Origin of the sequence: Halopolyspora algeriensis (assembly GCF_003337235.1) — a bacterium.
GTDB lineage: Bacteria > Actinomycetota > Actinomycetes > Mycobacteriales > Pseudonocardiaceae > Haloactinomyces > Haloactinomyces algeriensis.
In genome coordinates this window covers 1-12,308 of the sequence record NZ_QPJC01000004.1, presented here as the reverse complement: position 1 = coordinate 12,308, position 12,308 = coordinate 1, and the positions used below count along the sequence as shown (strand labels likewise).

Sequence of the window (12,308 nt, the reverse complement as noted above, 5' to 3'; positions counted from 1 at the left end):
CGGCGCGATGGGACACGACGCGGTCACGACCGGGCTCTTGGCGATGTTCGCCCGCCGAAGCCGCAACGGCCGGAAGTGGCGGGGGGCCGATCCGGCACGTCCGTCGGTGTTTCCGGGGACGCGCTCCTCCCGCGACACGCATCGGAATCGGCATATCGAGGGGCTGGTGTACCTGGTGATCCTGCTGCTGTGCGTTCTCCTGCTGGCCATGGTGTCGGTGTCCCGCACGGCACCCGCGCCCATGCCCACGGGCCACTGGAATCTCGTCGTGGCGTCGGTGCCGTTCTGGAACCTGGATGCGGGCACGTCGACGCTGATGGAGCACCGCCGGGCCGTCAACCAGGTGTCGCCGTGGATGTACGGGCTCGGCGCCGACGGCCGCATCGTCCCGCAGTTCCCGCCGGACCAGGCCGACGATGTGGCCCGGCAGTTGCAGACACTGCGGGAGTCGGGGCTGCCCGTGCTGCCGACGCTGGCGAACACGACCCGGGGGCGATGGGCCTACGAGCCGGTCGCGCAACTGCTGCACGATCCCCGGCGCAGGCAGGAGCACATCACCGACATCGTCGCCCTGGTGCTGCAAGAGGACTACGCCGGGATCGACATCGACTACGAGAACCTGCGCGCCGGCGACCGGGAGGAATTCACCGGCTTCGTCACCGAACTGGCCGCGGCTCTGCACGCCCGGGGCAAGCTGCTGTCGGTGGCGCTGTTCGCCAAGACCACCGAGGCGGGCTATGACCAGCGCAATGTCGCTCAGGATTACGCGGCGATCGGACGTGTGGCCGATCAGGTTCGGCTGATGGGCTACGACTACCACTGGCCGACCTCCGGCCCGGGACCGGTGGCGCCGATCGGCTGGATCGAAGACGTGCTGCGCTACGCCAAGACCCGAATACCCGCGCACAAGGTGGTGCTGGGGGTGCCGCTCTACGGATACGACTGGGTGAACGGATACGGAACACCCGTGACCTGGGAAGAAGCCTCCCGGATCGCGGCGAGCCACCAGGTGCGGGTGCGGTTCGACCCGGCGAGCAGTTCGCCCTGGTTCCGCTACACCGACGCCCGGGGGCGTGAGCACGAGGTGTGGTTCGAAAACGCCGCGAGCTCGCAAGCCAAGTTCCGGGTGGCCCGGCAGGCCGGCATCGGCGGTGTGTACCTGTGGATGTACGGCCCCGCGGATACGGGCACCTGGTCCGAACTGCACGAAACGCTGCTGACCGACATGCGGTGATCCGGACTCGTGGAAGGGCTGTGTGCGGTGATTCCCTGGTGGCTGCTCGCCATGTTCGTCGTCGGCACCAACTTCGCGCTGTGGGCAACGGTCGGATTGCTGCGGCTGCTCGACGGGGCAGTGGCACGCCACCGTGCGAGCAGGCGCACATCCGGCGGGGTCCACCGCCTCCGCAAACGCGCCGCGCGCGGTGCTGCGCCCGCTCGGCCGGGCTCGCTGTCCGTCGACGACGTCGCCGTGCTGATCGCCGCGCACAACGAGGGACCGGTCATCGCCGACAGCCTGCGGGCCGTCCTGGAGGTGGTGCCCCGGGCGAACGTGCATGTCGTCTCGGACGGCTCCACCGACGACACGTTCGACGTGGCGTGTCGGTGCGGGGTCCGGGTGATCCGGACGAGCACCAATCTCGGCAAGGCGGGAGCACTGCAGGAAGCCATCGAGCGTTTCCGGCTCGTCGATCGCTTCGAGGCCGTGATGCTGTTGGACGCCGACACGCGGGTCGACCCCGGATACTTCCGGGCTGCCCTGCCCCTGTTCGACGACCCGCGCATCGTGGCGGTGGCCGGTTGCGTGCGCAGTGACTGGTGCCGCAGCGGCCTGTCCGCGGTGGGAAAGCTGCTGGTGTGCCACCGGCAACGGATCTACGCGTTGACCCAGTACCTGTTGAAGTTCGGCCAGACCTGGCGCCGTGTCAACGCCACCCACATCATTCCCGGGTTCGCGAGCCTGTACCGCACGGAAGTCCTGCCGCACATCGAGGTGAACCCGCCCGGCCTCGTGATCGAGGACTTCAACATGACTTTCGAGGTGTACCGGAAACGGCTCGGCAAGGTCGGGTTCACTCCGTCGGCTGTGGCCGTCACCCAGGATCCCGGAACCCTGGGGGACTACGTGCGCCAGACCAAGCGGTGGGCTCTCGGACTGTGGCAGACCGTACGGCGGCACCGCCTTCGTGCGGACCTGTTCAGCGGCATGCTCGTCCTGTTGCTGTTGGAACAGCTGACAAGCAGTGTCCTGCTCGTGCTGCTGCCGCTCGTGCTGCTGCTGCTCGTCGTACCGGAACTGCTCGGGGCCGTACTCGCCGTCCCGGAGGTGGCCGCGATCCACGGCTTCGTGACCACCCATGTCGGCTTCGGCACGCTGCTGTTCGGCGTCGTGCTCCCCGATCTCGCACTGACGTGCGCCGTGGCCCTGTTCCTGCGCAGGACCCGGTTCCTGGCTTTCGGTGCCCTTTTTCCGCTCCTGCGGATTCTCGATGCCGTGATCGCGCTGTATGCCCTGCCGCTGGTGTGGTTGTCGACATCGACGGGACGGTGGCGCAGTCCGAGCAGGCGGGAACTCGGGGCCGAGACGATATCGGACACCGGCTCACCGGCCTCATCGGACACCGACTCACCGGCCTCGGCCGCCTGAAAACGGTTTCGCGAGCCTGCGGGTGCGCACCCGCACGGGGCCGCGCGCTCCCGGCAACCCCGGAGAGCCCGGGTACTTCTCCGGCCCCGGGTACTTCGGTGGAGGGACGGCCCGCCTGCTTCACGCGGACAACCCGACGGTTTCGGGGCACAGTTGTCCGGTGAGCATGGTACGGGTGTTTCTGGTGGACGATCACCGGATGTTGGCCGAGGCGCTGACGGCCCGGCTGTCGGCCACGCCGGATCTGTGGGTGGTCGGACAGTCGGCGCCGCAGGACCCCGGCTTGACCGATACCGCCGCGCGGCTGCGTCCCGACGTCATCGTGATCGATGTCGAACCCCTCGGCCCGTCCGTGCGGGGGGTGCTGGAACGACTCGCCGCGGCCTGGTCGGCGGCACGCATCGTCGTCCTCACTGCGGGGCGGGGCGATCGATGCGCTGTGGAAGCCGCGCGCGCCGGAGCAGCGGCGTGGGTGTCGAAGGAGTGCGGGGCCGAGGAGCTCATCGGCATCCTGCGCGGAGTCTGCCGGGGTCACTCCTGGTTTCCGCCCGAGGTGCTCGGCGCGGTCCTGTGCGCGCTGCGCGACGATGTCCGCCGAGCCCGGGAGCGAAGTGGCCCGCTGGATGTGCTCAGTGACCGCGAACGCGATGTGCTGCTCGGTATGACGGAGGGAAAACGGGGTGGCCAGATCGCCGAAGACCTGTTGATCTCGGCTCAGACCGTGCGCACCCACACCCGCAGCATCCTCGCCAAACTGCGCGTGCACAGCCAGCTCGAGGCGGTCAGCGTGGCCTGTTCTGCCGGGCTGAGTGCCTCCGAGAGCCCTGCGACGGGCGTGCTCGCACGGCGGCAGGACTCTCGGTGGTGATCGCCGGATGAGCAGTCCGATACGGGTGGCCACGGTGATCACGCGCATGGAGGGGGGCGCGGGTGTCCTGGCCCTGCGTGGAGCCCGGGCTCTCGATCCGGACAGGTACCGGGTCACGCTCGTCGCGGGCAGCGGGGGGCGGTTGCTCGACCAGGCGGCTTCGGCCGGGCTGGAAACGGTGCTCGAACCGGCTCTCCGTCCCACGATCGAGCCCCGGCGCGACCTGCAGGCCCTGCACCGGCTGACCGGAATGTTCACCCGGAGAGGATTCGACGTCGTGCACACGCACTGCGCGAAGGCCGGAGCGGTGGGGCGACTGGCCGCGCGCCGGGCACGCACACCCCGGATCGTGCACACTTTCCACGGGTTTCCGTTTCACGCCTTTCAATCGGCGGCACGCAGGCGGGTCTACATCGGTATCGAGCGCATGCTCGGCCAAGACACCGATGTCGCGCTGTGCGTGGGTTCGGGCGTGGCCGCCGAGGCAGTGCGACGCGGTGTGGTCCTTCCCGACCGTGTCCGCACCATCGGCGGGGCCGTGGACCTCGACGCGCCGGTGTGTACTCCCCAGGCACGCCTGCGTGCGCGCCGCGCGCTGGGGCTGGACCCGGGCGGTGTGGTGGTGGGAACGGTGGCGCGCCTGACCTACCAGAAAGCGCCGGAGGACTTCGTGACCGCGATGCGGGCGCTGGCACGGTACGACGTGCAGGGGGTTTGGGTCGGCGACGGGGAGCTGGCCGACGAGGTTCGGCGGCTCGTCATGCGGGGGCGACCACGGCCGCGGGTACTGCTGGCCGGTGAACGTACCGACGTCGGCAACCTGCTCGCGGCGTTCGACGTGTTCGTCCTTCCCAGCCGCTACGAGGGCCTGCCACTGGCCGTGCTGGAGGCGATGGTCTGCGGGATTCCCGTCGTCGCCACCGCGGTCAACGCGGTGACCGATGTGGTCGTCCCCGGCGAGACGGGGCTGCTCGTGCCGCCGGAGCGTCCGGAGCTGCTGGCCACGGCTGTGGCGCATATGCTCGACTCGCCCGCAGAAGCCGCACGGATGGCCTCGGCTGCACGCTCGCGTGTGGACGAGCGTTACAGCGAGGCTGCCCTCGCCGAAGTGCTGGCGGCGACTTACGACTCCGGTGCCCGGCAAGCCGGTGTCGTTTCTCTGCGACCCGGCGGCTGACGTTCGCCGACTCCGCGTCGGATCCGTGCTCGTCTTGTGATGGTGGAAGAAGGAGCGACCGTGCACGAAGGATCGAACCTGGTGGCCAGGACGCGGCCGGAGCCGTCCCACTCCACCGAGGACCTCGGGCGGTTGTGGGGCCTGGTGCACGACCTCGGTCAGGGGCTCGGGGCGCTGTCGCTGCTCATCGACGCGATCGGCGATGACCCGGAGCTGTCCACAGAGGCTCGGCGTCGCCTGGACCTGGCGGAGCAGGAGCTGTCCAGGCTGATCGGGATCGCCACACTGCCTGCCGAAGAGCCGGTGTTCGAAACGATCGATGTCCGTGAGGTGCTGGAGAGTCTGGTGTCGTTGACGGCTCTGTCCGGCCGGACGACGATCACCCTGCGGCCCGGCGTGGATGTGGCACTGTGCACGGACAGGACACTGCTGTGGCGGATGGTGGCCAATCTCGTCGACAACGCCGCCCGAGCGGCGGGGCCGGACGGCACCGTGGAGGTCGCGGTCGGGACCGGTCCCGACGTGACCATCGAGGTGATCGACGATGGCCCCGGATTCGGTGGCGGTCCTGCGGGCATGGCCTCGCTGGGACTCGGCATCGTCACCGAGCTCGCGCGGTGCTGCGGAGCTCACCTGCGGGTCTGCCCGGCCGAACACGGTGGCACGCATGCCCTGCTGAGCTTTCCTCGTGCCGGGCAGCTGGGGAACATGTGATCTCACGAGGGCGCGGGGGCTGTGATGGTCGACTTGGTTCTGGGCGATGACCACGCGGTTTTCGTCGATGCTCTCAGCGCGGTGCTGCCCCGGAACGGGTTCACCGTGCTGGCCACGGCGGGAAGCGCGCAGGGTACGGTGGCCGACGTTCGCCGACACCGGCCGGACCTCTGCCTGCTCGACCGGTACTTCGCCGACGGCGACGGGCTCGACGTCATCGGTGACGTGCTCGCGGCGGGAGGCGGCAGCACGAAAGTCGTGATGCTGACCGCCGACCGGGACGCCCGCGGAATGCAGCGGGCCCTGACTGCCGGGGCAGCCGGCTATGTCAACAAAATGTGCGGTGTGCAAGCTCTGGTCACCGTGCTCCGGCGCGTGGCGAACGGGGACGTGGTGACCGATCCGGCGGCCGTACCGCAGCGCCGCCCGTCGCGGGCCCGTCCTGCGCCTCCGCTCATGGCGCCCCTCACGGGACGGGAGCGGGAATGTCTCGGGCTGCTCGTGGCAGGGGCGAGCACGGGCACGATGGCCGAGGAGCTCGGCGTGTCCGCGACCACGGTGCGCACCCACGTACAGGCCCTGCTGACGAAACTGGGAGTGCACTCCCGCCTGGAGGCGGCCACCTTCGCCGTCCGGCACCACCTGCTCGCCGAGGCCGAGATTCCGCGGAGCCGTTCGGCGGGCGGAGCACTGTCTCCCGAGGTCGCTCCCTGAGAGGCCGCGTGCAGCGCAGCTTTGTTCCCGCACACGAGGCCGAAGACCTCGCGGCAGCGCTCGAGGCGACCATCCCGGTGGGCCTGCGCAACGGTTCTCACAGCAGGGCCTCGATGAGGTGGGGCCCCGGTTCGGCGTGAGCACGGTGCAGGGCATCGACGAGTTCCTCGCCGGTGGTGGCCCGGATGCAGGCAACACCGAACCCGGCCGCCAGGGACATCCAGTCCGGAGCGGGGTTGTCGAGGCCGGTCATACCCGTGGCGGCCGTACCGGGTTGCCGTACCCCCGCACGGTGCAGTTCGGCCTCCAGGATCCGGTATCGCCGGTTGGCGCACACCACCGTGGTCACGTCGAGTCCTTCCCGCGCCTGCGTCCACAGGCCCTGCAGGGTGTAGAGCGCACTGCCGTCGGCTTGCAGGTCGATGACGGGCCGCTCGGGACAGGCGATCGCGGCTCCGGTCGCCAGGGGGATGCCCATGCCGATGGCGCCGCCGGTCAGCGCGAGTTCCGTGTGCGCCGGCGCCGCGCAGGCCAGCTTCGAGTACGCGGCCGCCGAGGAGATCCCTTCGTTGACCACGATCGCGGCCTCCGGTTGGGTGCTCACGATCGCAGCGGCAACGGCGGAAGGATCCAGCGCGCCGTGCGGGGGCTGTACTCGCCTGCGCTCGGCTTCGGTGATCGCTCCCGTCGCGTTGTGGGTGGCCTCGCTGTGGGTGCTCTCGGCGAGTTGTTCGAGACCACCGAGGGCGTTCTCGTCCGGAGTCGCCAGCGTGTGCACACGCATCGAGGCGGGCACCGGGACACCGGGCAGCTCCGGATAGCCGAAAAAGGACACCGGCGTGATGGCCCCGATCAGGATCAGATCCGTGAACTCGTCGAGAAGCCGCAGCTGATCCTCGGGGAAATATGGCAACGAGCGCAGCTGCGGCACGGTGGGATCGCGATCGATACGAGCGGGCGAGCGCTCCGTGAGTACGTCCCCGCCCGCCGCGTGCGCGATCCGCGCAGCGGTGCGGAGGCCTTCCGGGGTCAGTGCCGACCCACCCAGCAGCAGTGCTGGCCGTCCTTCCCCGGCGAGAACCTTCGCCACCGCGTGTACTTGCTGATCGTCGACCAGGGGCAGTGGCGGAGAGGCCGCGATCGGGGCCGGCTCCCCGCCGTGACTCCACATGTGGTCAGCGGCGGCGATGAGCGTGGCGGGCAGACGCCGTGTCGCGGCGGACTGCCAAGCTCGGGCGAAGTCGGCAGCCGCGGACCGGGCGGAACCGGTACGGCCGACCCAGCCGGAGACCGGGCGGGCGAGTGATTCGATGTCGCCGGCCAATGGCGGATCGTGGGGCTGGTGCCAGCTCGCGTGCTCACCGACGACATTGACCACCGGCGAGCGGGCGCGGCGAGCGTTGTGCAGGTTCGCGAGGCCATTGGCCAGTCCCGGTCCGAGGTGCAGCAGGGTCATGGCAGGTGTGCCGGTCATCCGCGTGTACCCGTCGGCGGCACCGGTGACGACTCCTTCGGACAGGCCCAGTACCGAACGCACTCCCGGCATGTCGTCGAAGGCCTGGACCAGAGACATCTCGGTCGTTCCCGGGTTGGCGAAGCAGATTTCCGCTCCCGCCGCCTTCGCCGTCCGCAGCAAGCTCTCCGCACCGTTCACGCACCGCTCCTCACACCCGGGATGCCTCGCCGGACATGCTCTATGCCGCCTCGACGCGGGGCAAGGGACGTGTGGTCCCTCACGAGTGTCCGCGGTGGTTGTCCGCCGCAGTCACCGGGTATTTCCGCTGCACGGACACCAGTGAAGGAGGCGCGGTATGAAAGCAGTCGTATGGCAGGAGCCGGGCACGGTGGAACTGCAGGACGTGCCCGATCCTCGAGTGCAGCAGTCGACGGATGCGATCGTGCGGCTGACGATGAGTGCCCTGTGCGGTACCGACCTGCACATGATCCGCGGCACCTTCCCCGGCATGGCACCGGGCACGGTCCTCGGCCACGAGGGAGTCGGTGTGGTGGAGGAAGTGGGCAGTGGCGTGCGGGCATTCCAGCCCGGCGACCGGGTCGTGGTGCCCTCGACCATCGCCTGCGGTACCTGCTCGTACTGCCGTGCCGGTTACACGGCGCAGTGCGATACCGCCAACCCGAACGGCCCGCTGGCCGGGACCGCGATCTTCGGGGGTCCGGAAGCGACCGGAGGGTTCGCGGGCATGCAGGCCGGGTACGTGCGGGTGCCGTTCGCCAACGCCAACCTCGTGGCGCTGCCGGACAGCATCATCGACGAGCAGGCGATCGTGATTTCCGACGTGCTGCCCACCGGATGGTTCGGGGCTCGCCTGGCCGAGGTCGGTGTGGGGGACACGGTCGCGGTGTTCGGGTGCGGGCCGGTCGGGCAACTCGCGATCGCCTCGGCCTGGTACCAGGGAGCCGGGCGAGTCCTCGCGGTGGATTCGGTGGCCGGCCGGCTGGAGACCGCCCGGCGCCAGCACGCGGAGCCGGTGGATTTCAGCGCCGAGGAGCCGGTGGCAATGCTGCGGGAACTCACCGGGGGAATCGGCCCGGACAGGGTGATCGACGCCGTGGGAGTGGATGCATATCCGCAGGCCGAGGGCAGCGAGTCCGAGCAGGCACAAGCCTCCGGTGGTGGCACGCTCGCCTGGAGCCATGGCACCCTGCCCTCTCAGGCCGCTCGGTGGGCCGTTCAAGCGGTCGCGAAGGCGGGCACCATCGGCGTCATCGGGGTGTACCCACCGACCTTCGAGTCCTGGCCGATCGGCAGCGCGATGAACAAGAACCTCACCGTGCACATGGGCAACTGCAACCATCGTGCCCTCATGCCCCGGCTGGTCGATCTCGTCGCCAGTGGCGCACTCGATCCATCGGCGATCCTGGAACGCCAGGAGCCGATGCGTGACGCGGTGCAGGCTTACCAGGCGTTCGACCAGCGCGAACCCGGGTGGATCAAGGTCGCTCTCGAGGGATTGACCTGATCGCGGCTCCGGTGCGACGCATCGTTGTCCGCGCACGAGGCCCTCGACGAGGGCCTCGCGGCACCGTTGCCCTCCGGCTCTGCTCGCGGCGCCCGGAGCACCCGCGACACCCACGAGCGGGTGTGCACCCGACCGGGTGACGGTGCTGTCCGCCCTGCGGCGGGTACGCGATCCGTTCGGCGGTATCGCGTACCCGGATGCGCGGACCTCTCGGACGATCCGGCGGAAAGAGCCGACATGTCGAGTCGCGTATCGGGAAAGTGAACTCGACCGGATACCCCGGAGTTTCGCCGCCGAGTGCTTTCAGGAACCAAAAGCCGAATGGGTGAATTATCACACCGACCGCCGGTGATGATTGTTCACAACGAGAGCTCGGCAAGTGTCCTCGGTGATGGAAAACACCGCGTTCGGACTTTCTTCGCGAGCACACCGCCGAACAGGAACGGTGCGAGTCGAATTACCGCGACTCGAGCGGTGGCGAATATCCCTTCGCGGGCGACGGCGCGTGCCGAGGGAGCACTGAATGTGGAGCCTGCCCGCGGCTCTCCCCCGGATCGGCACCGCCGAGGCTGACCGATGTGCCTCGTGGGCTTGCTCTCGCCGGCCTCTCGCTGCACGTGGAGCCCACTTGCCCGGCGAGGCCCGCAGCGGCGGCTTCGCCGGTGGTCGTGGCGCGACGTCTCTGCACGGGCAATCAGTGTAACACGCGCCGTCCCGTCTTCGATGGAAAGGACACAAGAGAATAGAAATTCACCGCAGTGTCCCTGGTGAATGCCCTGGTGAATGCCCTGGTGAATGCCCTGGTGAAAATTCTCTTCGGCGAAACGGTTGCCTCGTTTGTCGTCGCTGTGGTACATGCTGCGCACGCGCAGTATACGCATGAACACGCTATCTCGTGTTTACCGGATTGTGACTTCATGTCGAATTGCGCCAATTGATGCAGGTAAGAGCGCATTTATTTACCCTGAGTGTTCACTCGAATCACGCGATCATCGCATTGCTATGATCAGGGTCACACGTTTGTGCGGTTGATTTCTGCGTTTATTCCCCTAGATTGAGTCCTCGGCGCACGGACTTTGCGCCGGGATCGGACGGCAAAGGTGCCGGCCGAGTGTGATGACCGGTGACAGCGCGCGGCCTGGAGATTCGGCCGCCCACACCGATCCGGCTTTGCCGTGAGAAGAGGCTGCCCGGCGCGTCCGTGAGAGCTCGGCGCGGGCCGATGCCCGCGCGCCCGAGCGGTGCAGTGGCGCATGACCAACGCGAGTGGTGGGAGTGAAGTATGACCAAGAGTGTGGACGATCTTGCTGAAGGGAAGACATCTGAACCGGTTCATCAGGAGGCTCAGACCTTCGGCGACAACCCGCTGGAAGTGCGCGACACTGATCACTACACGCAGGAGTACGTCGGCGGCTTCGTCGACAAGTGGGACGACCTGATCGACTGGAAGAAGCGTTACGAGAGCGAAGGTCAGTTCTTCGTCGATCAGCTCAAGGCCCGTGGCGTCGAGTCGGTTCTCGACGTGGCGACCGGCACCGGCTTCCACTCGGTTCGCCTGCTCGAAGAGGGCTTCGAGACCGTGAGCGCCGATGGCAGCCCGCAGATGCTGGCCCAGGCCTTCACCAACGGGCTCACCTACGGTGGGCACATCCTTCGGGTGGTCAACGCCGACTGGCGTTGGCTGAACCGGGACGTCCACGGTGAGTACGACGCGATCATCTGCTTGGGGAACTCGTTCACGCACCTGTTCTCCGAGCGGGACCGGCGCAAGGCGCTGGCCGAGTTCTACGCCATGCTCAAGCACGACGGCGTACTGATCATCGACCAGCGCAACTACGACTCGATCCTCGACAACGGCTTCTCGAGCAAGCACACCTACTACTACGCCGGCGAGGACGTCTCGGCGGAGCCGGACCACGTCGACGAGGGGCTCGCACGGTTCAAGTACACCTTCCCGGACAAGTCCGAGTACTACTTGAACATGTACCCGCTGCGGAAGAACTACATGCGGCGGCTGCTGCGTGAGGTCGGCTTCCAGCGGATCGACACCTACGGTGACTTCCAGGAGACCTACGGCGACTCCGAGCCGGACTTCTTCATCCACGTGGCGGAGAAGAGCTACCGGGAGGAGAACGAGCTCTCGGAGGTGTACTCCAACGCGGTGCACACCGCTCGGGACTACTACAACTCCGAGGACGCCGACAACTTCTACTACCACGTCTGGGGCGGCAACGACATCCACGTCGGCCTCTACCAGACCCCGGACGAGGACATCGACGCTGCCTCGCGCCGGACCGTGGAGCGGATGGCGAGCAAGGTCGAGATCACCCCGGAGACCCGGATCCTCGACATCGGGGCCGGCTACGGTGGTGCTGCCCGTTACCTGGCGCGGACTTACGGTTGCAAGGTGGCCTGCCTCAACCTCAGCGAGGTGGAGAACCGGCGCAACATCGAGTTCAATCGCGCCGAGGGACTCGACGAGCTGATCGAGGTCAGGGACGGTTCCTTCGAGGACATCCCGTACCAGGACAACGCCTTCGACATCGTGTGGTCGCAGGACGCGATCCTGCACAGTGGTGACCGGGAGCGGGTGCTGGAGGAAGCCACCCGTGTGCTCAAGCCCAGCGGTGAGTTCGTCTTCACCGACCCGATGGCGGCGGACAACGCCGACCAGAAGGCGCTCGGGCCGATCCTGGAGCGCATCCACCTGGACACGATGGGTTCCCCCGGTTTCTACCGCAAGGAACTGGCACGGCTGGGTCTGCAGACCTTCGAGTTCGAGGACCTGACCTCCTACCTGCCCGTGCACTACGGCCGAGTGCTGGAGGTCCTGGAAAGCCGCGAGAGCGAGCTGGCCGACCGGATCGGCGAAGAGTACCGGAAGAACATGAAGACCGGCCTGCAGAACTGGGTCAGCGGCGGCAACGCCGGCAACCTCGCGTGGGGCATCATCCACGCGCGGGCCTGAGACCTGTACGTAACGACAACGTCGAATCTCCCGACAGCGGAAAGGTGAGTAATACCCGTGACTGAGATGAACCGCAGGCTGTTCACCAGTGAGTCGGTGACCGAGGGTCACCCGGACAAGATGGCCGACTCGATCAGTGACGCGATCCTGGACGCGATGCTGGCGCAGGACCCGCGCAGCCGCGTGGCCATGGAGACGATGATCACCACCGGTCAGGTGCACTTGGCCGGTGAGGTCAC

The 12,308-nt window shown here is 68.0% G+C and carries 10 protein-coding genes; 9 read left to right on the top strand and 1 reads right to left on the bottom strand.

All coding sequences use genetic code 11. The features are described from left to right. Positions 1-7 precede the first annotated feature (7 nt). The 6 genes from DFQ14_RS08095 to DFQ14_RS08070 all read left to right on the top strand — a co-directional run bounded on the left by DFQ14_RS08095 (position 8) and on the right by DFQ14_RS08070 (position 6,120). Complete coding sequence (locus DFQ14_RS08095; protein WP_246195411.1) at positions 8-1,234, top strand: glycosyl hydrolase family 18 protein; 1,227 nt, start codon at positions 8-10, stop codon at positions 1,232-1,234. Between the two features lie 27 nt (positions 1,235-1,261). Next, entirely contained in the window at positions 1,262-2,647 is a 1,386-nt protein-coding gene (locus DFQ14_RS08090; protein ID WP_114452831.1) for a glycosyltransferase family 2 protein, read from the top strand. Between the two features lie 166 nt (positions 2,648-2,813). Beyond that, the gene (locus tag DFQ14_RS08085) at positions 2,814-3,515 is read left to right on the top strand and encodes a LuxR C-terminal-related transcriptional regulator (RefSeq protein ID WP_246195546.1); all 702 of its coding nucleotides are present in this window, start codon (positions 2,814-2,816) and stop codon (positions 3,513-3,515) included. A gap of 7 nt (positions 3,516-3,522) precedes the next feature. Then, positions 3,523-4,692, top strand: coding sequence for a glycosyltransferase (locus DFQ14_RS08080; RefSeq protein ID WP_114452508.1), 1,170 nt, complete (start codon positions 3,523-3,525; stop codon positions 4,690-4,692). Positions 4,693-4,752: 60 nt separating this feature from the next. Then, positions 4,753-5,406 carry a sensor histidine kinase gene (locus DFQ14_RS08075; RefSeq protein ID WP_158546677.1) on the top strand — a complete coding sequence of 218 codons (654 nt, stop codon included), beginning with the start codon at positions 4,753-4,755 and terminating at the stop codon, positions 5,404-5,406. 24 nt (positions 5,407-5,430) lie between these two features. Then, complete coding sequence (locus DFQ14_RS08070; protein WP_114452829.1) at positions 5,431-6,120, top strand: response regulator; 690 nt, start codon at positions 5,431-5,433, stop codon at positions 6,118-6,120. A 97-nt stretch (positions 6,121-6,217) separates the two neighbouring features. Here the strand turns inward: DFQ14_RS08070 and DFQ14_RS08065 are convergent, their stop codons facing one another. After that, positions 6,218-7,774 (bottom strand): acetolactate synthase large subunit, encoded by a 1,557-nt coding sequence (locus tag DFQ14_RS08065; protein WP_114452506.1) that lies wholly within the window; start codon positions 7,772-7,774, stop codon positions 6,218-6,220. Between the two features lie 157 nt (positions 7,775-7,931). Between DFQ14_RS08065 and DFQ14_RS08060 the strand changes: the two genes are divergently transcribed. The 3 genes from DFQ14_RS08060 to DFQ14_RS08050 form a co-directional block, all read left to right on the top strand. Next, positions 7,932-9,101 (top strand): alcohol dehydrogenase catalytic domain-containing protein, encoded by a 1,170-nt coding sequence (locus DFQ14_RS08060; protein WP_114452505.1) that lies wholly within the window; start codon positions 7,932-7,934, stop codon positions 9,099-9,101. Between the two features lie 1,282 nt (positions 9,102-10,383). After that, a complete protein-coding gene (locus DFQ14_RS08055) occupies positions 10,384-12,069 on the top strand; it encodes a glycine/sarcosine N-methyltransferase (RefSeq protein ID WP_114452504.1) in 1,686 nt (561 codons plus the stop codon). Between the two features lie 66 nt (positions 12,070-12,135). Then, positions 12,136-12,308: S-adenosylmethionine synthetase N-terminal domain-containing protein (locus tag DFQ14_RS08050; protein ID WP_257233617.1), on the top strand; the 173-nt coding region annotated here is incomplete at its 3' end.